Below are 22,092 nucleotides of genomic sequence, written 5' to 3'. Positions count from 1 at the left end.
CCCCATTTCGGTCAATAGTTCTTAAATTAAACAGAAATTTTCCGCATATTTCTCTAACGCTAATGGAATTATTTTTTCATCCTTTATCCATGATCTAATCAAATAAATCATGTCTTATCTTTTCAAGATTTTGCGGAAGCTTCCCCTCTATATTTTTCCCAATCATATATTCTAACGGTTCTACTGCATCATGAAAAGAGAGTTTATAGGCATGCAAAAATTGTGTGGTTAATCCAAACTGCTTGTCAATTTTTCTATTCGCAGATGGATCTCCATACTTCGTATCCCCCATCACCGGATATCCTGCTCCCCCAAGGTGTGCACGAATCTGATGCGTTCTTCCCGTCACCAATTCCACTTCTACCAAAGTATATCCATTTTTTGAAACAATGGGCCTAGCAATGGTTTCCATCACTTTACCGCCTTCTTCCTCCATCGGCAATACCTTGACCTTATTTTTCCCTTGGTCTTTTTCCATTTTATCCTTTAAAATCAATTCCTTTTTAAGTTCTCCGATAACAACCGTCAAGTAATACTTACTTACGTACCCTTTATCTCGAACCATCTTGTTCAGTGCTTGCAAGGATCCACTGTTCTTCCCGAACATCACGAGTCCCGTCGTATTTCTATCCAATCGATTGACAGGCGAAGGAACAAAAGTCCTTTCCTTGCTCGGTTTATAATCGCCCTTTTCTATCAAATAAGAAATCACTTGATTCGCCAAATGGTTTTTCTTTTCATTGGAATCACCATGCGTCAACAAGCCAAATGGTTTTTCTACAATCAAAATATGCTCATCTTCATAGGCAATGTTAAACTGCTTTTTTGCTTTTTGCAAGCTCTTCTTCTTTTCCATAAGTGACTGCAGTTCTTCCTCACTTATATAGAAGGTCAGTTCATCTCCTTCTGTCAGTAGGGTTTCAATACTCCCCCTTTTGCCATTAATTTTTACATCTTTTCGAATCATTTTGTAAATATAGCTCAGAGAGGCATTCTTTAAATACTTCTTTAAAAATCGGTCTAACCTTTGCTGTTCTTCATTTTTTGCTATTATTAATTTTACCATAACGCAATTATATAACATATTCTGGCTGAAATATACATTGTAAATAAAATTTAATAAAAAACTCCGGCTATTTAATTGTTAAAAATCTTTATATATGATAAATTAATAGAAGGGATTTATAGCAAATAGAGGGGGATTTTGTAGAATGTCAAAATTTAAAGATATCATTTATGACATAAGTGACGTGATTGTAGCTTTCTGCATTGTAGTCGTAGCAGGCTTTGTTATATGGGGAAGCATTGGACATATCATGGATTATCCATCTATGGTAACGGCCTCTGCACAAGAAGGAAAAAATTCCAATTTTGGACTTGCCGTTCCGGTTGGAAGCAATTCTACTTCCGGCAGTGCTGTCAACGAAGGTAAAGATCAAACTGCAGATTCAACAGATGACACTTCTGTCGATACTTATGCAGTTTACATTAATCCGGGTGAATCGACTACTTCCATAGCACAGAAATTTGTTACTGTGGGCTTGTTCGACTCGGTTGAACAGTTTAACTCACTGCTTGCTCAAGAGAACGCCGCTTCTAAAATAAAAACCGGAAACTTTATCATTCCGTCCGATTCGACTCCGGAAGAAGTCATCATTCAAATTACAACAACAACAGGACAGTAAAAAATGAGCTTGGTTTTTCCGTCTTTTTTAAGGCGGCAAACCAAGCTTTTTTTATGTTTTTATTCTTCAAGCACCTTTAGAAGCCCATCCAGCTTTTTTTTCTGCTCTGCTGACATCATAGGCCGCAGTGCCTTGATCATCTCCATCTGCTTGTCAAAAGCAGCTTTGTCTTTCTTTAACACAGATTTCAATTTCATGATTTCCGATAATATTTGATCGTCATTTTTATCCGCATACTTGCTTGTCGCATCATTGATAAATTCTGCAGTACCCTTTTTATTTTTTCCCATTCCGAGTTGGCCTGCTAAGTCCATCAACATTTTATCATCTATCGCCATATTATATCCTCCATTATCTCTGTAATTATCGCGTAAATAAATTTATCGCTTCTGTTACTACACTATATGCACAAACTCCTTCTTTATTTCATATTATGATAAATAAGATTGCAGTTGATAAACTGTGCCTTTGGACTAGGAGGTATTACATATGAACCCTGTTATTATTTTTGCCTTGTTCGCGCTTCTTTACCAAGAAGATAATCATTTTCCGAATTACTTCGATACATTTAAACTGGAACAGACTGTAGAAAAATTCAATCATGTGGTTGTCTCATTGAATCAGATTAATCATCTCAATGAATTGGCACATCAGCCCTTAATTCCGGGAAAGATAGCACATACAATAGAAGATTCCATACATACCGTTAAACCTCTTCTGCCTGAAGGGAAAAGGCGGCAGCAATTGGACAGCGTCGCCTCCGTGCTCGATGGAATGAAGAGGTTAGGCGACTTCCAGAACTTAGCGAAAACAATGGGACCCGTAATGAATATGTTGGGCAACCTAGATACGCAAGAAGCGTCTGATGAGGAAAATGAGGAAGAGCCGGCAGGAGAAGACTAATCAGGTTATGGCGAAAAAGAAACAAACAAAAAACAAAGGCGAGAGAACGGCCGCTATATACCTGCCGTTTCCTCGCCTATATTCTCCGCGCATTTTTTTCGCCTCTTCTTCACGTTTTGATGTACAAGCCGTATTTTTCAGCAAGGCGTATTTCTTACTTGAATGATATAATATAGGTTATATTGTCAACTTTTGTCGAATTCTTCATTACTATTTTCATGGAGCTTTTTTGCCACCACAGCAAGCCTGCCGTTTTTCGTCCAATAGTCGCAGGTCGAAAGCGTAATCAGAGAATCTCCATACTGAGCTGTTTTGCCTGTTTCATAGAGCGCTATCTTTTTTATATTCCCTACGTACTCATCAAACTGCTCCTCTGTCTCTATGTCGGTATATTGATAGTACTTAAAAATATCTTGATCCTTTTGATATACTTGAGATAGGAACACTGCAATAATTTCATAGGTTCCCTCTTCGTAGATAGTATCCAATTGAATCTGAGGATGTGCTTTAAAAAAGTCTTCTTTCTTGTAGTTTTCCAGCATTCCAAACATACTTCCGTCCGGGAAATAATGTCCATAGAGAATCCAATTGGTATTTGAATTCAACAGGTTGCTGTTCACATCCAAATAAATTGCTCCGTACTTGCTCTTTCTGCCGTCCGGACCATGGGTAAGGTAAAAATTATTATCTTCCGCTGGCTTCATCACCGGATAGTCCATCATGGTATCTGCTATTTTAATCCACCCTGCGAACGCCGGATTCTCTTCATAAATAGTCAGGAACTTTGGCAAGATCTCAGCTCCATTGACCATCTTACCCTTGATCTGGCCGTTCTTATCTTCCTCTATCTGTTTACTCAGCTCCTGTTTCACCTTGTCCGAAAAATAGGAATCCATGGTCGTATAGACAAGGTAGGCGGTGCTTATCAAAAAGAGGGAGAGAAAGATGAGGCTTAAAATTTTCAGCTTCATTCTAAGGCTGCATTCTCCTTCTTCTCCATGTCTCCGTAAGAATCAACCCAAGGCCTGAAAGAACTGCTAAAGAAAGAATCCATCCGATAGGTAAGAAGTTTCCACCTGTCTTCGGCGTATCATCCCAATCTGCCGGACCCGTTGGAACATCTTCATCAATGATCCAGCCTAACGGTACATCTTCCGGATCAATTTCAGAAATTTCTGAGCTGTCTTTCTTGTAATTCTTAAAGTCCACGCTCACATCCCGTTTTCCTGCCTCATCGGTTAACCAGAAAGAATACAGTTTGTCGCTTGCCTTATATCCTTCTGGGGCTGATTTCTCTCTGAGCGAATACTTCACGCCCAGATCCAGATTATCAAAGCTGATAATCCCATTTTGGTCGGTGACTGAAGAAGTTCGAATGACCTGCTTGTTTGCATCAAGCAACTCAAAGACTGCTCCTGCCAAGGTCTGTGAAGTTTCACCATCCACTTTGACAATTTGAATGCTTCCCTTGCCTTCCTCCGTTGGCGTAATAGGACCAGGTGTTGTGATAGGTGGAGGAGTCGTTATACCGCCAGGAGTGGTTATTCCTCCCGGTGTAGTGATGCCGCCCGGTGTGGTTTTTTCGTCAGGCTTGCCGCCTCCACCACCGCCACCGCCACCGGTGCCAGGGGAAATCACTTTACTGTTTTCAAGGATGTACTCAAAAGTTCCCCCCACCTGCTGGGCTTTAAGAAGCGTAAACGTCTCTGAAGAACCTAGTTGATATCCGTCCGGAGCCGTGATTTCCTTCAGCGTATACGGTACGTTAAAGTTCAGCTTGCTAAACTTCAGTTTTCCATCGTTTCCGGTGATTCCGCTATCCATACGAGAACCGAATTGATCCCATAGCTCGAAAGCTGCTCCTGATAAAACGACACTATTATCCGTTTTATCCACTTTGACAATGGTTACACTGCCAAGATCTGAAGTCGCCCAGCCTCCGCTGCTCTGCTTTTTAATTTGAACAGAGCTGGAAGTAGAACTTTCCACCACGCGTTCTCCATCAAAAGAGATGTGATTGGTAACCGATGTCAGCGTTTCATCCGTAATAATCGTTCGGAAAGTCAATACATAGGCACCTACCACAGGCGTAGGAATTTTAAAGGTAAAAATCCTATTAACATTATCATATTTAATATGTTCTCCGGTAAGCCCTGTCACTAGTGTGCCCTGCGTGATTACCCCAGTGGAAGGATTCACAACGCCTTTATACAGCTTGACAGAAGCAGTGTCTAGCGCAAGTCCCGGAATCAGCGTATCCGTCAGCGTAGCGCCATCTAGATCCACCGCATTGGAATTAATAGGAACTTCCCAATCCACATATAAATTCCCCGGCGTTTGCGTTCCCTTTTTGCTAATGACTACATTTCCTATTTTTTGCGTTCCCTCACTGGTGATGCCACTAACCAACTTATGAGATAAAATGGCGCTGTTGGTTACATTCTTGTCCCCATTTTTATCAAATAGGGTCAGATCGGTGATCTTTGTTTTAAACGCAATCTTTAAATCTTTTTTAGTGACTGTGTCTAACCAAATCTTAAATTCTTGTGGGTTGATATCTTTGTCATAAAGATACCCAATTCCACCTCCCGTACTGGAAATGGCTGATCCTGGTGTACCATCAATAACGATGGATTCCGGTATCAGCTCCTGCCCATTCGGAATGGTATCGGTAATCAAAACGTCTTCTAACTTCATTCCATTCTGATTTACCGTAATAAGCCACGAAACCTCACGGGTCACATAGTTATAACCGTTTCCCTTCTTTTCGATGACTTTACTGTTTACGTTTACCTTTCCTTCCACCGCAGCCGGCGAGATGTTTGTACTGGCCAAAAGCGCGCCATTCGTTACGGTCGGATTTACGTTAGAGGCCGACAGATTTGGATCGGTCAGCTTGGTCTTAAAAATCAATTCCTGCTTATCAGTAATATTACCAAAGTTATACACTAACGTCTTAGCCGCATCATCGTAATAGTATGTCCCTACTGCCGCAGGACTGCTCGGATGCGCAATACCTGCAATACCGCCCACGGTTACCGGTCCGATGAATTGCTGGTTGCTCGGAATGGTGTCGGTAATGACAGCATCATTGATCGCAATCTCATTCTTGTTTACAGTAACAGTCCAAGTAATCTCCTCCGTTGCTGAGTTGTATGAACCGGATTTTTCAAGAATACTGCTGCTCACGCCAACGCCGTTGCTGGTAGCCCTTACAGCACCACCTGATGTGACCCCTGTTCCGGTCACGTCTACACTATTGTAGAACGTTTTACTGCCATTTTTCTTAAAATAGTCCGGATCAGTGATCTTAGTGGACAGGATGATTGTCGTGGCAGATGTAATATCTCCAAGGGTATAGCTAAACTCTCTGGTGTTGTCATTATAGGTATAGTTTGCCGTTGATAATGGCGTACCATTCACACTGACTGCGCCACCCGATAACGTCAACCCTGCCGGAAGCGTATCCGTCACCTCCACCCCTGTCAGATTGCGGTTGGTTTTATTTACTTCAATCGTCCAGTCCACAGTTTTGGCAGCAGCGTTATAGGTTCCGCCTTTTGTCAGAAATTCCGTATTCACTTTTATTGACGCGTTACTAGAAAGAATAGGACTTCCCTCCTTACGAGTCAACACTCCTTGATTGTACAGGGTCACTTCTTTCTGCCCTGTATCAAAGACACTGTCCAATACTTTCGTTTGGAACGTTATCGCATACTGAGTGGTAATGGTAGCTGGAAACGTATAGATAATAGCTCCTGTTGTCAACGTGCCCGATGGATTATCGGTATAAGCCAAAGAACCACTCGGATCAGGCGTTACCGAAAAAGATCCTGTTACATACTCCTGTCCGGTTTGAATCTCATCGGTAAATACGGCATCCTCTATGGTCACCCCTATTGCATTCATCGTTGCAGTCCACGTGATCTTATTTGTTATAGGGTCGTATATGCCACTCTTTGCAACTGTCGGATCAGGCTGTTTAAATTTGATTTCAAGATACTGAGAAGAGCCGCCGATGTTAAAATAAATTTTAACCGGATTGCTGTTTCCAATTTCTTCCTCGTCAAAATACGTCGTTATGCTAAATCCGCCTTGTATTTCACTTTTACTATCCATGTACGTTTTGTTATTAAACGTTATCGTACCTTTCCCAGATGTCCCAATGTGAACCGTTGCCACTTCCACACCATCTCCGTCTATCAGAGGTCGATCAATAGCCGCCAAGATGTCAATTTGAGGTGGAATATCTATGGCATACACTGCCCCCTCGGATATGGATTCGGTATTTGGAATCTTCCATTCAAGGGAAAGCTTCACATAACTTTCCTTGCTCACATCGGTTGCCGTGGTCAAATCTACTCCATCTTTATCTTGAAGCGTTACCTTCGTAACAAATGGAAAAGGGGGGTCGTCCTCTTCTGCCCCATACGCCACCGGCGTGAACAGGGAAAACAGCAGCATCAGCACAAGGATAAATGCAATGGGCGATGCCGGGCTTCTCTTGTTTTGTCTCATCTTCATTCCTCCTTCGAATATTTACACAAAGTAAGATAACAGATGAAGATTAAGCCGGTTGCACTACTGGCTCTTTTTATACGAAGTGCCCAAATACCGTATAAAATTCTTTGCCTCTCAATTGTCCTGTGGTCCTACTTCTTCGCCTGATTATATACGCCTTTGCTCACAGAACCCTCACAAAACAATAGATTACTTCCTTAATTTTCCGATGAACGTTTCATAGGTCTTTATGGTAGCCTCCCTTGGCCCAATATGTAATTCTCTTTTTAAATATTCCTTAAAATGCTTATAGCAATGAACCAGCTGCACCTTATTTCCCGTCAAATAATAGACCTCCATCAACATTACCACAGCCTCTTCATTTTCCGGCTCGGTGTAAAGGATCGCCTTTAGATTCCTTTCTGCCTGATAATAATTTTTATATTCCAGATGGAATGCCGCCAGCTTTGCTCTTCCTTCTAAATAACGTCTTTTCGTGCGCTCACTTCGTTCCACGGCCCATAGGTATCCCTCTGATTCGAATAAATCGCCTTGATAAATATCCAACACCTTTTCAAAGTTCAAGACATTCTCTTTGGTTGCGATGGGGTTATGACGAAAGTAGACACGCATCTCCTCCGCATCCCATAAAAGGTTCTTTAAATCAATGGAATACTTGCCTTTATTGCACTGAATATCCGTCTCAATGCCAGCCGTCTTTAAAGCACCTTTCATCCGGTTCATGGTACTATGCAGGCTGTGTTCGGCTTTCTCCGGCATAGCGTCCGGCCAAAGGATATCACAAAGATACCACTTATCCAGCTCCCGCTCTTTTTCACAAAGAAAGTAAGCAAAAAGTTCCTTGGCCTTTAAGGTTGGCCACTTGACCGGTTCCCCGCTATTCTCTCCGTACACCTGAAACGTTCCCAAGGATAGGATTTTATTTTGCTTTCGCATTTCCCAGCGGCTCCTCAACGGTTTATAATATTTCAGCAGGCGCTTTACGGCCGTATTCAAGCTCTCCTCTGTAATAGGCTTGAGAATATAGTTCGCTGCATCCACTTCAAATGCATCCAGCGCATAGTGGTCATAAGCCGTCACAAATACAACCTGAATGTCTTCCCGCTCCTTAATCTTTGCGGCAAGCCGAATTCCGTTTAAATAAGGCATCTCGATATCTGCAAAGATCACATCCGGCAATAGGACATCCATCTGCTTCAACGCCTCTTGCCCATCGGTAAATTCACCCACAATCTCAAGATTTTCGTTTTTGCTGATTACTCTTTTCAAAAGCTCTAAGCTGGGTCTCTCGTCATCTATAAGAAGCGTTCTCATCTGCTTACTCCTTCCATCCCTGATCTTGCTTGATTCTGAGGATTACCCTGGTGCCCTTCTCCTGCTCGCTTTCTATCTCGATCTGCGATTGTTTCCATTTGCCCATTCTCTTGCTGATATTGGAAAACCCGATTCCTCCCTTTACCTGATCCAAGTTGCGAAGAGTATGAAGTTTTTCTGCCGATATGCCCAAGCCGTTATCCCTTACCTCTATCTTCACATCAGCGTCCTCTTTTTTGACCGATATCCATACTGTGCCACCTTCCGGTTTTCTGTAAAGTCCATGTTTGATCGCATTCTCCACTAACGGCTGAATGCAGAGAGGAGGAATCTTGATATGCAAAAGTTCTGAATCAATATCGTACTGCACGTGAATCTTCTCCCCAAAACGAGCCTGCTCAATCGCCACATAGGCCTCGATCAGTTCAAGTTCTCTGTGAAGAGGTGCCAGCATAAGCTTATGATCTACATCAAAGGTCAGCCTCAAATATTTACTGAAGTCGATGAGCAATTTCGCCGCCTTCTCACTGTCCGTATAACAAAAAGAAATGATCGTATTAATGGCATTATAGACAAAGTGAGGCTTAATCTGTGCCTGCAGAAAAGCCAGCTCACTTTTCATGGTCTCTTCGATGGATTTCTTCAATTCAATCAAGGTTTTCACCCTTGCCTTGATCTCTGATTCACGGAAAGGCTTTATAATAAAGTCATTGGCCCCTGCCTCCAGCCCAAGGGTTAAATCATATTGATCCATCCCTACCATAGAGATTAAGATAGGTAATTCAATCAGAGAATAGGTCTCTCTTATTTTTTTGCAAATTGAAATACCGGAAACGCCTGACATCATGGCATCCAAGATGATCAAGTCCACCTTCTGATTGGTCACCATTCTCAGGGCTTCTTCGCTGGAAAATGCCGTTAGAATCCGGTAGCCTTCCCCGCCTAACACATGGCGAGCCGTTTGAATATTAAAAATTTCATCATCTACAACCAGTACGGTGTTTTTGGAATCCTGCTCTTGATCCGTTTCATCATCCATAGATTTGTTTGTAAGCGAATGAAATTTTCCGGGAAGCTTTCTTTCTTTTTTTTGTCCTGCATCTATCTTATCATCCTTTACTGCGGCTTCCGGTAAAAGGAGTACAAACCGGCTGCCTTCCCCCGGCTTTGACCATTCCACATAAATCTTGCCGTTCATCAGTTCCACCAGACGGCTGGAGACATACAACCCTAATCCAATACCTTGGGCATTTAACGTCATGTATGGCTGGAAAATTTCTTCCCACTTTTCTTCCGGAATACCCGCTCCATTATCTTCTACGAAAATACCAGCTTTGCCTTTCTCCTGTTTCCCACGAATCCATATGATTCCCCGCTCCATGTTCTGCAAAGAATTGAGTATCAGATTCCATAAAATCTGTCTTATTCTGGTTTCATCTGCCTCTACAAAGAGGGAGTCATCAAGCTCTGATATGATTGTAATCTTTCTGTTTTCCACCAGTTCTTTCATACTGTCAATGACAAGCTCTGCGCAAACCTTCATATCTACAGGCGATAGTTTCAGCTTTAACTGATCATTGTCCAGCAAAGTCAGATCCAAAGAAGTGTTTACGATATTTAATAATCTTTGAACCATGTTTTTTGTATATGTGGCATTTTTCATGTAATTTTCTTTATTGTAAACATCCGCTGGTTGATCTTTGATGATATGATCCGAAATATCTAAGATGCTGTTTAATGGTGCCTTTAACGCATAAGATGTTTTGACCATAAATTCATCCTTGATCTTGTCCATCTTTACCATATTTTCATAGCTAACCACATATCGGAAGGCGAGAATAATCTGTGACAAAAGAATAAAACCGCAAAGCCCAATGGATCCGAAAATCCGATTGGAGCACCACGTAAGGTTATAAAGAAAATTATTGAAAAAAGCCACAAATAAGCACGCAGTGCAAGATAAATACAATAAAATTTCTTTTCTTAAGGTTTTATCTGTCCTTACCTTATCGTATGCCATCCATAATTTCACGATCATATACAAATATATGAAACAAATAAAAATATAAATAATCCCATTCAAATAACTGGAATATCTATAATCCACCAGGAGCATAATGAAAAAATAAAGACAAAAAACGAAGAATATCAAACGGGCTAACCGATCTGAGATCACCCATTTTTCTCTATAATTGGTATACGCCACCGTAGAAAGGGGGACGCCTATCAGACTGGAAAGTTGAAGCTTACAAAACAGCTCAAAAGGAATACCAGGGAAAAATCCATAAATCAGCTTCTGCCCTGTAAAAAGTAAGAGGACTGCAAGAGAAAAAAATTGAAGAGCAGAATACAACGCACCCTTATCCCGGCCTTCGGTATAGCACAGGTATAGATAATAAACGCCAAAGAAAAAGGACAATGCCGCTCCCGATAACTCTATGGAAGTAACCATCGTCTTTTGTAACTCAATATTCTCTTGACTTCCTAAAAGAATGGAATATAAACTGTCACTACTAAAAGGATAATCAAAATTGGCTTTTTGGAGCACAATTTCAAGATCTTTCCCATCTACATTAAAATAAGCATTATAAGCGGCATTTTTCGGTACATAACCTTTATCCTCTTCCGCAGGATTGCCGCAAGCGCCTTCCACAGTACCATTGATGTAAAGCCGATTGCTCATTCGAATGTTTTCAATCTTCAGCCCAAAAGGCTCTTGAGAAGGGCTGATTTCTACGTTTAGCCGAAAAGTTCGGACTCCCTCTGGACTCAGCTTTAATCCGTTGAGATTTTCAAGTCTGCTCGCTGTTAACTTGGTGTATCCCGTCAATTTCGGCTTGTTTTCTGTTTTTCCTAGAAAATCTTCCGGCGTAAGGAGCTGCCCGTCATAACATTCCCATTCGCCGTTCAGCTTGACGATACCCCCTTCATAAAAATCCCATGAAGAAAGATTAAGCTTTCCTTGCTTTGCAGCAGGAGAATCCTGGATAAACAACAAATCTGATGTGTACAGCAATATGATTAATAAAGAACATAAAATAATGGTAATTATTTTAATCAGATTTCTCATAGTCCCTCTCCTGATTCCACGAACACTTCCCTGTACAGTCACCAACGACCCTTCATGGACTTTCTGCCTTATTACCATAGCCAATATAACGCATGGGTTACAGCGGGAAAGTCCATGGGGAAATATTCAGCATACCATTTTGGGGGATCTAAACGTTCCTTCTCCTCTTCCGGCGTGTGGTTTACTTTATCTTTGATTGGATGAGTTCAACACATTTTTAATCTTATGCTGAACCATTTGCTGAATAGCATCTCTTGCAGGTGCAAGATACTTTCTTGGGTCAAACTCTGCCGGATTTTCTGCTATGAATTTTCTTACCTCTGCAGTCATCGCCAATCTCAAATCTGTATCAATATTGATCTTACAAATGCTATACTGGGCAGCCCTTCTGAGCATTTCTTCCGGAACGCCCTGGGCTCCCGGAATATTTCCTCCATACTGATTGCATTTGGCAACAAATTCAGGAAGTACGGTTGACGCACCGTGTAATACAAGCGGTGTGTTAGGAATCAACTTAGAAATCGTTTCCAATCGTTCAAAATCTAAGAACGGTTCACCCTTAAATTTATACGCTCCGTGGCTTGTTCCGATTGCAATCGCAAGAGAATCAACACCTGTTCTTTCAACAAATTCAGCTGCTTCATCCGGATCAGTAAATTTAGCGGAACGCTCATCCACACTAATATTGTCTTCAACACCGGCCAGCTTACCAAGTTCTGCTTCCACTACAACACCCTTGCTGTGTGCATATTCAACAACTTGTTTTGTCAACGCGATGTTTTCTTCAAACGGATGCTTTGAACCATCAATCATAACAGAGGTAAAGCCATCATCGATACATTTTTTACAGATTTCAAAATCTTCACCGTGATCTAAGTGTAACACGATATCTAAACCGGTATCTTCAATAGCTGCTTCTACAAGTTTCATTAAATAAGCAGGACGAGCATATTTTCTTGCTCCTGCAGAAACCTGTAAGATAAGTGGTGAGTTCTCTATTTTTGCAGCATCAACGATGCCCTGAATGATTTCCATATTATTTACATTGAATGCTCCAACCGCATAATCTGAAGTCAGTGCCTTGGCGAATAGTTCTTTAGAAGTTATTAAAGCCATTTTAGTACCTCCCTTTTTCCATACGAATAATTCCTTCCGATGCACTTCCATCGTCACGTGCATACAATTATATTATACACTTTATTTGGAATATTTCACTAATAAATTTTGAAAGTTTGTAGTTCCCTATAATCTCTTTGTTTTACACATAACGTTAAAGAAAGAGACTACTCCTTCTGCTGTTGAAAGGTTAGCCTCTTTCCATCATATAAATCTTCTAATTTTACTTCCTTGTTGTTGAATTCTGAGTCGTTACTGCATCGTTTGTCGTGGTTTGATTCTGGGTGGAAGTAGACCGCTGTCCATTCATTCTGTCTTGGCGCATCATTCCTCCTCCCATACCGGCTTCACTTGCAGATAAGTTCGTTACTACGCTATCGGACGTAAAGCTCGCCAATTCCGTATCTCCTGCCACAATTTTATAGCTTTCCCCGCTTTGAATCAGGGAAGAACTGATGACAATATGAGAAAATTCTTTTTCAGGAGTAAACGAGAGAACCGTTTCTCCTTCGCTGTTTACCAGCTTGACTTCTGTTCCGGCCGCTTGCACATCAACCATTGTTGCAACGGTATTGATGGTTGTTCCGGAGCTTGGTGTCTGAGCCATACCCGAAGCTCCGACTGCGAGCAGGGTTCCGCCTGTTACTTCAAATACACCGTCATAGTCCAGCGCAGCGTTTCCGTTATTCGTAGGTCCGCTCACAGTTACAATACCGCCTGTCATATAGCCTGAGCCGTTCATATCGAGGCCGTCACCGGAAGCATTCACATCAATTGTACCGCCATTAATCGTCAGTGTCTGCTCCGATTCAGAGGTCTGAGTAAAGGAATCTGTTCCCTGCGGACCTCCCATCGAACTGCTGTCATTTCCACCTGCAACATTGATCCCGTCGTCACTGGCTACAACTGTGATTTTCCCATCGTTAATAGTAATTTTTGCACTTTCAATACCTTCGTAAGATTGTGTAATATTCACTTTTCCGCCATAGATGTCTATAGAAGTGTCGGCATGTAAACCATCATCGCCTGACGCAATTTCAATATTCGGAGTCGCCATTGCGAAGGTTCCGTTTGAATGAACGGCATCATCCTGACTGTCTATGGTAAAATCTCCGTCCTGAATCACAATTCGGCTTCCGGCCTTCAAGGCTTTCATGCTTTCCGTTTCCTCCGCAGTTGTATTGCTGCTTATCGCATCACCGCTTGTGGTTTTTGGCTGTTGCATCTGAGGCTGCTGCCCCATCCCTCCGGAGCCCTCCGGTCTTGCAGGTCTTCCAGAAGAACCTTGACTATTTGCATCCGGTGATGTTGCTTGACTATTTGTGCCCGGTGATGTCGCTTGGCCATTCATGACCGACGGTGTCATATTTCCACCTGAATCATTTCCCCCTAGAGGCATGCCTCCACCCATGTCATTCTTGGATGCTGCTGCCGCTGCTCCTTCTCCGGTGGTTATATCATACGTTCCGTCTACAATTAATAAAGTACTTTCTGCCTGTATTCCATCGTTTCCTGTGGATAATTTAAAAGCGCCATCTGCTATGACGATGTAGCCCTTCGCTGCATCTTTGGAATTGGTCGATTTGATTCCATCGCCTGCTGCTTGGATCGTAATATTGCCTCCGCCTATTGCAACACTGTCTTTTCCGACAATTCCGTCGTCTGCGGCATTTATCACTAAAGTAACTCCGATTATTTCAATATCGTCTTTGCCCGTTATACCATCATTATAGTTGGCATTTACGGTTAAAGCCCCTGTTCCGTTTATAATCAAATCTGATTTAGAGAATATGGCCGCACTTGGCTCCGTTTTCGTGTCTGTTTCCTCTTCGGAGGTGCTGACCGCTCCTGTTGTCGCGGCCGAAGTTTCACTTTGGCTTGTCGTCACATATTCATTTTGATAAACACTGCCGTCTGTAATGCTATTGTCAGTGCCTTCCGGTAAAGACAGAATCACATTCTTTCCACATTCTTTTACATAAACAGCCGCACCGTCCTTACAAGTAATATTCGCATTTTCCAGTACCAAGCGAACATTATCTTCCGCAGAACTATCGACAATAATCGAACCGTCTTCCAGGGTTCCGCTTATCACATAAGTGCCGGGTTCCGTAATGAGTAGATCTGTTCCGGACACTTGCGCCCCTGTTCCCTTGAATTCAATACTATTCCCGTTCAGTGTGACCGCTTGATACTCACCGTCTTTATAGTCACTATACGTTTTTATTGAGGTCGCCTTTTTTACCATGGCCGCCAGTTCTTCATCCGAGCTGTATAAGTTTATGTTGCTGCTTTTGGATGCGGCCTCTGATTCACTATCAAATGAAAAGGCCGATATCAGGAGACTTCCCGTGATGAGCACTGCGACTAACACTCCTGCCAATATTTTTTTGCTTTTATCTGTCATTTTTGTTTCCTCCTATTAAATGGACGTTTCAAATCCTTATGAAGTTTTGATCGCCAATCTGCATTTCATTATTCCGACTGCATCGTCAATACAATGCTTAAATTTCCGTTTTTTACCCGTAAATCATCTATAAAGTCTTTTTCTGTAAATTCCGGTTTTAAAGTAACCTGATAATTTGCTTCAAATAACGAACCAAGATCTGTCGTTCTTATTCTGTTAAGTTTATAGTGGCTGGTATATTTCTCAAGCACATCTTTGAAAGCATCTTCATAGTTTAAGTTCTCCGGTATAGTCACTTTTAAACTTTTCGCCGTACCGCTTCCGCCAAAATTCAATTTTTCCAAGAGGAACATAATCAAGGACATTACAATGACGAAGGCTGCACCGCCTGCATACATGCCTACTCCACAAGCCAGTCCCGCGGCGGTTGCGAAAAAGATATACCCAATGTCCTTTGCATCCCCAGGCGCACTTCTAAATCGGATAATGGATAAGGTTCCTGCCAAAGAAAAGGCTCTGGCCACATTTCCCCCTATAAATAATATGATTACTGAAAGAATGGCCGGCAACATGATGAGCGTAAGGGCAAAACCTCTTCGATTTAGAGCTGTTTTATTGGTCGCCAGATAGCAAAGAGCAATCATCATGCCCAGCCCTAAGGCTGTACACATGGCGACGATTACTCCTGCCGTCGTTGCGTCCGTACTAGTTGCTGCATTTGTCAAACTTTCTGTTAAAGAATTAAGCATATATAGCCTCTCTTTCATTTTTGTTATTCATATATTTCTTATACTCTGTGCCGTATTTTGAAAAGCTTACTTGGTTGATCTTTTCTTCGGTGAGCAACTTGGTAAGCCACAAAGGCATTGCACTCGCTGTTTTTATTTCCATAAGCCAAATATTCGGTTCCAAAAGAGCAACTCCATAGCTTCCTTCTTCCAGTTTCACATGATCTCTCCTGCTTCGAATATTGGTATCAAAGGATATTCTTAAATCCGAATTACCCTTCTCAAAATAAGCTAATCGGTCATATGCGATCATGACCTTAGGCTGCAGTTTATAATGCTGTACCATATAAGCAAGCTCTTTCAAAACCTGTGGATTCATTTCATCGGTTAAAGCAATTTTACCACCATTTTCTACAAAGCGATAAGCCTCCTGTAAGCCGATGGTTGTTCTCCGCTTATTTACCACACGATTGACCTTCTTTTTTATTTCCAAAAAAGCCTTTTCATCTTTGCTAGGCGTTCCGTATGTTCTCAATCTTAACTTCTCCTTATAATCCGGCTTAGCAAGAGAAGTTCGAATCAAATAATCGTCTTCTGTGTCAAAATAAATATTGCATATAGAATAGGTCTGTCTACCCTTATTGAACTTATCCGGTGTCATATGCTTTTCAATTTCATCCAGCACCTTTACCATCTGATCTCCTCTGACAAAATATTTTTTTTCAACTCGGTTGAATACCTCGATTGCCATACTATCTCTCCTTCCAATTTCATTCACTTTCATGAATGTCTCTCATCATATATTGCTAACACAATTTCGTTTTCGATCTCGGTTTATTTGATCTTATGGATTTATCATACAGGCATATTATGTAAGTTATCGCATCGTTTTGTGAAAACAAAGAAAGAGACATGTGAAGAATTGGTAAAGAAATGCCCTCACTTTCTTGCAAGATAAAAAAACGCGATCCATTTGCATGGATCGCGTTCTATAATATAAGTTACTTTTTATATATGCTGATATTCTTCTATGAGTTTATGCTTCATCTCCCATAGGTCGTGAGATAAATCCACGTAGTATATCTGCGGATTTTCAAATCGAAGCAATTCATCCCATAAAGTTCTTATTTGTTCCTGACAGTAATCTTTGATTTCATCAATGCTTGGCTTGTCATAGATACATTTCCCCTTTTCAAAAATAGGTACTAGTAGATTTTTCGCATAGAAGTTTACTATTTTCTTTCTCTTCCAAACTGCTTGCGGATCAAATATTTCATAGCAATCACCACCAGGGGCTTCTTCTCCGTTCAACGTAATAACGTCCGCCACTACTTTATTCGTATCCTTGTCAAACAGGCGATACACTTCCTTAAATCCTGGATTCGTGATTTTTTCAATGTTTTCACTGATCTTAATCTTCGGAATCATCTTCCCCTTTTTTTCAAGCGCAACTAACTTATAAACGCCTCCAAAAACAGGTTCGGATTTTGAAGTAATCAGTCTTTCTCCAACACCAAAAGAATCAATACAGGCTCCCTCTAGTATCACGTCACGTATGATATATTCATCCATTGAATTGGAAACCACAATACTGCAGTCACGAAGACCTGCTTCATCCAGCATTGCCCTAGCTTTCTTTGTTAGATAGGTAACATCACCGCTATCTATCCGGATGCCCATTTTTACAGGCTTCTTCTCTTGAAATACTTTTATTGCATTTGGAACGCCGGATTTTAGCACATTGTACGTATCCACTAGCAAAACACAGTTATCCGGATATATTTCTGCATACTTCTTAAAAGACTGATATTCATCATCAAACGTCTGTACCCAGCTATGGGCCATCGTACCAAGTGCCAAAATGCCATAATCCCGTTCGGAAATCGCACAGGCGGTGCCCATACATCCGCCAATATAAGCTGCTCTGGATCCCAGAACGGCTGCAGACGCACCATGCGCCCTTCTTGTCCCAAATTCCATGACAGAACGTCCCTTCGCGGAACGTACAATTCGATTAGCTTTTGTTGCGATAAGGCTTTGGTGGTTGACTAATAGTAAAATCATCGTCTCCACAAACTGAGCCTGCATTAGGGGCCCTCTCACTGTAATTAAAGGTTCACCCGGAAAAATAGGAGTTCCCTCAGGTATTGCCCAAACATCGCATTCAAATTTAAAGCCTTTTAAATACTTTAAGAATGCCTCGCTAAACATGCCTTTCCCTCTTAAATACTCAATGTCCTTATCTGAAAATGATAAATTTTCAAGATAATCAATAACCTGCTCTAGACCTGCCATAATAGCAAATCCTCCACCATCTGGAATCTTTCTAAAGAACATGTCAAAATATGCGATATCATTAGCCATGTCCGTTTCAAAGTATCCATTGGCCATGGTGATTTCATAGAAATCTGTCAACATGGTCAAATTAAGACTCTGATTCATTGGATAATTCCTCCATTTTCCCTTTTTCTTTAACTACTACATATCCCGCTGAAATAACTACTATCCCGCCTATAATCTGCAGCAAAGAGATGGATTCCTTCAAAAATATCCATCCAAAAAAGGTTGCTGCAATAGGCATAAAATTTGAAAACAATGATGTGGTTGTCGGTCCAAGGATATAAAGTGATTTTACTTGTATGATGAATCCTAAACCGGCAGTAAACACTCCAAGGTATATTATGCCACCTATCACATCAGGTGTAAAGACTTCAATCGGAGCGCGATGCTGCACGGCATAAGGAAATGTCAATAATATAGTGCACAGTAATTGATTAAAAGTCAAAGTGATATCTGAATATTTCCCACGCAGCGAAGCGGTTACAAAGTTGTAGGCATTCCAAGAAAAGATTGCCGCAAAAACCAGTAAGTATCCTATTATTCTTCCCTTTAATAAAATTTTAAAGTCCACACCGATAACGAATGCTACGCCTAAGATGCAAAACAATAATCCAATGAGCATTTTTCTGCTTGCCTTTTTTTTGTAGACGATTCGTTCTATGATCATTGATACACCAGGCACAAAGGCCAGTATAATGGTGATCAAAGAAATCGGCATGTAAGACATAGCCGAATATTCACAATAAAAGTAAAAAATCTCACCTGTTATGGCGCAAAGAATAAAAATCGGAAAATCTTTCAGATTAAACACGATTTTACTCTCCTGTTTCAGCTTAATCGCCCATACCACCAAGAATCCCACCAGATATTTAAAGAAAAGCAACGATAAAGGTTCGAGTACTTCCAGTGCTTTCTTTGCAACCACATACTCCAATCCCCATCCTGTTACTAACAGTACCATTAGGAAACAAGTTATTTTTCTTTCTCTTTGAAGCTCATTCACGATTTCACCGCCAAATCTTCTTACATCTGTGCGTTTCAACGAGGCAGGGAGATATTCCCACCGCCTGTGAAAAAAAAAGTTGTACCCACCACCTAAAAAGGTGGTGGACATCTAACCTCATTATAAAAGTTTATTCAAAAATTCTCCGGTATATGAATTAGAGTTGGATGCAATCTGCTCCGGTGTTCCGATGCCAACAATATTGCCTCCTCGGTTTCCTCCGTCAGGGCCGAGGTCTATGATATGATCGGCCATCTTGATGACTTCTAAATTATGTTCGATGACCACTACCGTATTCCCTGCGTCTACCAGTTTTTGCAGTACCTGTATTAACTTATCGACATCGGCAAAATGCAAGCCGGTGGTCGGCTCGTCCAAAATGTACATGGTTTTACCTGTACTTCGTTTGGATAATTCAGAGGCTAATTTAATTCGCTGGGCTTCTCCGCCGGACAGTTGAGTAGAAGGCTGTCCCAATTTAATATAGCCAAGACCGACCTCTTCCAAAGTTTCCATCTGTCTGGATATAACGGGAATATTCTTAAAAAACTCTGCCGCTTCCGATACATTCATATCCAATACATCATAGATACTTTTTCCCTTATATTTTACTTCCAAGGTCTCTCTGTTATAACGCCTTCCCTTGCAAACTTCGCAAGGAACATATACATCGGGTAAGAAATGCATTTCAATCTTGATGATACCGTCACCGCTGCAAGCTTCACAACGTCCGCCCTTTACGTTAAAACTGAATCGGCCTTTTTCATAGCCGCGTACCTTGGATTCGGGAAGCTGTGAAAACAGATCACGAATCGGTGTAAATACACCGGTATATGTGGCCGGGTTTGATCTCGGCGTTCTGCCGATGGGGGATTGATTGATATCAATAATTTTATCGATATGTTCCATTCCGGTGATTTCATCGTGTATACCGGGCTTGTCTTTTGCTCGATTAATCTTATGAGCAAGTCCTTTATATAATATCTCATTGATCAGACTGCTTTTCCCTGAGCCGGATACACCTGTCACGCAAACCAGCTTCCCTAAAGGGATTTCTACGTCAATATTCTTGAGGTTATTTTCTCTGGCTCCGATGATCTTAATCCATTGACCGTTGCCTTCTCTTCTTTCCTTGGGTACTTCAATCACTTTGGTTCCTGACAAATACTGGCCGGTTAATGATTCGCTGCAAGCCATGATATCTTGAACCGTGCCTGCCGCAACGACCTCTCCTCCGTGGATCCCCGCTCCGGGACCTATATCAACAATGTGATCTGCCACATACATGGTATCTTCATCGTGTTCCACAATAATAAGAGTATTCCCGATATCCGTCAGATGTCTCAACGTTTTTAACAATTTTTCATTATCTTTTTGATGAAGTCCAATGCTCGGTTCATCTAATATATACAGCACCCCCACCAAACTGGAGCCGATCTGCGTAGCTAATCGAATTCGCTGCGACTCTCCGCCGGATAGGGTCCCCGAAGCTCTGGATAACGTCAGATAATCCAATCCCACATCAATCAAGAAGCCGAATCTGGCTCGGATTTCTTTTAAAATCTGATGGGCTATCAGTTCTTCCTTTGTGCTGAACTGTAAGCTGTCAATAAAGGCCAATGCCTCTCGAATGGATAAATCCGAAAGCTCCGCAATGTTTTTCCCACCGACAGTAACCGCCAAGATTTCCGGTTTCAAACGTTTTCCATGGCACTCGTCACAAGGAATAATGCGCATGTACTGCTGCATTTTATCTTTAATAAATTCAGAATTGGTTTCCTGATATCTTCTCTCCAGATTATTGATAACTCCTTCAAAAGGATGATCTCGATAGGATTCTGAATTATTGTTTCTGCTTTTATAAAAATATTTAAGATGCCGCGTTCCGGTTCCGTAAAGGAGTTCGTTTTTAAACTTTGCCGGAAGTTCTCTGTACGGCGTATTCAAATCCACTCCATGCTCATTGGCAAGCGCTTCGATCATTTGTCTGTAAAATCCGGTGATTTCCATCGATGCAAAGATATTACCTAAACAGCCGTCTACGATGCTCAAATGTTGATTTTCTATGATCAAATCGGGATCTATTTTTTGTGTAAAACCCAGCCCATTACAGGTTGGACAAGCACCGAACGGATTGTTAAAGGAAAACATTCGCGGTTCCAATTCTTCGATGCTGATTCCATGTTCCGGACAAGCCAGTTTCGTTGAAAAAATCTTGTCATGCGTGATCGTCTCGGAACCTTCTTCCGATTCATTGCCGTCACTTCCCCGTTCAACCTGTTGTTGAATCTGCGCCAGAACAAGTCCGTCTCCATGAGAAATACAAAGTTCAACGGCTTCCGCCAATCGGCCTTCTGCACCTTCCTTGACAATGATTCGGTCGATGACAATCTCTATCGTATGCTTAAAAGTTTTTTCAAGCTTGATTTCTTCTTCAGAGATATTTACCAGCTCTCCATCGATTCTTGTTCGGGTAAAGCCTTCTTTTCGAATTCTCTCCAGGATTTTTTCATGTTCTCCCTTGCGTTCTCTGACAACCGGCGCAAGCATTGTAATTCTGGTCCCATTGCCCATCGCCATTAAGCTATCCACGATTTGATCCACGGATTGGCTGGATATTTCTTTGCCGCAAATCGGGCAGTGAGGAATACCGATTCGAGCATATAAAAGTCTCAGATAGTCGTGTATCTCCGTAACGGTCCCTACGGTTGACCGGGGGTTTTTGCTCGTCGTTTTCTGATCAATGGAGATTGCCGGGGAAAGTCCTTCGATGTATTCCACGTCCGGCTTTTCCATCTGCCCCAAAAACTGTCTGGCATACGAAGATAAGCTCTCCACATATCTTCTCTGCCCTTCTGCATATATCGTATCAAATGCAAGGGAAGATTTGCCCGAGCCGGATAGCCCCGTGAAAACAATCATCTTATCCCTTGGTATTGTTAAATCTACATTCTTTAGGTTATGTTCGTTTGCTCCTTTTATTTTTATTTCGTTTGCCATTTCTT

15 protein-coding genes and 1 riboswitch are annotated in these 22,092 nt (G+C 41.6%); of the genes, 2 read left to right on the top strand and 13 right to left on the bottom strand.

Features of this window, described 5'->3' with window-relative positions; genetic code table 11:
* Positions 1-94: 94 nt before the first annotated feature.
* Positions 95-1,066: an RluA family pseudouridine synthase gene (locus JYB65_RS11095; protein WP_206582749.1), complete on the bottom strand. Its 972-nt coding sequence runs from the start codon at positions 1,064-1,066 to the stop codon at positions 95-97.
* 145 nt (positions 1,067-1,211) lie between these two features.
* Here JYB65_RS11095 and JYB65_RS11090 point away from each other — a divergent pair, with 145 nt between their 5' ends.
* Positions 1,212-1,685: an MltG/YceG/YrrL family protein gene (locus JYB65_RS11090; RefSeq protein WP_206582748.1), complete on the top strand. Its 474-nt coding sequence runs from the start codon at positions 1,212-1,214 to the stop codon at positions 1,683-1,685.
* A gap of 59 nt (positions 1,686-1,744) precedes the next feature.
* Here the strand turns inward: JYB65_RS11090 and JYB65_RS11085 are convergent, their stop codons facing one another.
* On the bottom strand, positions 1,745-2,023 hold the full coding sequence (locus JYB65_RS11085; protein ID WP_206582747.1) for a hypothetical protein: 279 nt from the start codon (positions 2,021-2,023) through the stop codon (positions 1,745-1,747).
* Between the two features lie 151 nt (positions 2,024-2,174).
* Between JYB65_RS11085 and JYB65_RS11080 the strand changes: the two genes are divergently transcribed.
* Positions 2,175-2,588, top strand: coding sequence for a hypothetical protein (locus tag JYB65_RS11080; RefSeq protein ID WP_206582746.1), 414 nt, complete (start codon positions 2,175-2,177; stop codon positions 2,586-2,588).
* A gap of 185 nt (positions 2,589-2,773) precedes the next feature.
* Here JYB65_RS11080 and srtB read toward each other — a convergent pair whose 3' ends face one another.
* The 11 genes from srtB to uvrA all read right to left on the bottom strand — a co-directional run bounded on the left by srtB (position 2,774) and on the right by uvrA (position 22,087).
* Entirely contained in the window at positions 2,774-3,559 is a 786-nt protein-coding gene (srtB, locus tag JYB65_RS11075) for a class B sortase (protein WP_206582745.1), read from the bottom strand.
* 1 nt (position 3,560) lies between these two features.
* On the bottom strand, positions 3,561-7,106 hold the full coding sequence (locus JYB65_RS11070) for a collagen binding domain-containing protein (RefSeq protein WP_206582744.1): 3,546 nt from the start codon (positions 7,104-7,106) through the stop codon (positions 3,561-3,563).
* A 43-nt stretch (positions 7,107-7,149) separates the two neighbouring features.
* A riboswitch (cyclic di-GMP riboswitch) is annotated at positions 7,150-7,233 on the bottom strand.
* 65 nt (positions 7,234-7,298) lie between these two features.
* A complete protein-coding gene (locus JYB65_RS11065) occupies positions 7,299-8,423 on the bottom strand; it encodes a response regulator (RefSeq protein ID WP_206582743.1) in 1,125 nt (374 codons plus the stop codon).
* Between the two features lie 4 nt (positions 8,424-8,427).
* Positions 8,428-11,493 carry an ATP-binding protein gene (locus JYB65_RS11060; RefSeq protein ID WP_206582742.1) on the bottom strand — a complete coding sequence of 1,022 codons (3,066 nt, stop codon included), beginning with the start codon at positions 11,491-11,493 and terminating at the stop codon, positions 8,428-8,430.
* Between the two features lie 186 nt (positions 11,494-11,679).
* Positions 11,680-12,609, bottom strand: a complete 930-nt coding sequence (fba, locus tag JYB65_RS11055) for a class II fructose-1,6-bisphosphate aldolase (protein WP_206582741.1) — start codon at positions 12,607-12,609, stop codon at positions 11,680-11,682.
* Positions 12,610-12,832: 223 nt separating this feature from the next.
* The gene (locus tag JYB65_RS11050) at positions 12,833-15,016 is read right to left on the bottom strand and encodes a carbohydrate-binding domain-containing protein (RefSeq protein ID WP_206582740.1); all 2,184 of its coding nucleotides are present in this window, start codon (positions 15,014-15,016) and stop codon (positions 12,833-12,835) included.
* A gap of 68 nt (positions 15,017-15,084) precedes the next feature.
* Entirely contained in the window at positions 15,085-15,765 is a 681-nt protein-coding gene (locus JYB65_RS11045) for a DUF4956 domain-containing protein (RefSeq protein WP_206582739.1), read from the bottom strand.
* On the bottom strand, positions 15,758-16,495 hold the full coding sequence (locus tag JYB65_RS11040; protein WP_245156663.1) for a polyphosphate polymerase domain-containing protein: 738 nt from the start codon (positions 16,493-16,495) through the stop codon (positions 15,758-15,760). The genes JYB65_RS11045 and JYB65_RS11040 overlap by 8 nt, the downstream gene beginning before the upstream one ends.
* A gap of 257 nt (positions 16,496-16,752) precedes the next feature.
* Positions 16,753-18,186 (bottom strand): nicotinate phosphoribosyltransferase, encoded by a 1,434-nt coding sequence (locus JYB65_RS11035; protein ID WP_206582737.1) that lies wholly within the window; start codon positions 18,184-18,186, stop codon positions 16,753-16,755.
* Complete coding sequence (locus JYB65_RS11030; RefSeq protein WP_206582736.1) at positions 18,170-19,126, bottom strand: DMT family transporter; 957 nt, start codon at positions 19,124-19,126, stop codon at positions 18,170-18,172. Before JYB65_RS11030 ends, JYB65_RS11035 begins: the two co-directional genes overlap by 17 nt.
* 81 nt (positions 19,127-19,207) lie before the next feature.
* Positions 19,208-22,087, bottom strand: coding sequence for an excinuclease ABC subunit UvrA (gene uvrA / locus JYB65_RS11025; protein ID WP_206582735.1), 2,880 nt, complete (start codon positions 22,085-22,087; stop codon positions 19,208-19,210).
* Positions 22,088-22,092 lie beyond the last annotated feature (5 nt).

Origin of the sequence: Clostridium aminobutyricum, assembly GCF_017255415.1 — a bacterium.
GTDB classification, from domain to species: domain Bacteria; phylum Bacillota; class Clostridia; order Peptostreptococcales; family Anaerovoracaceae; genus Aminipila; species Aminipila aminobutyrica.
The sequence above is the reverse complement of the archived record's forward strand: the minus strand, read 5'-3'. Positions and strand labels throughout refer to the sequence as shown.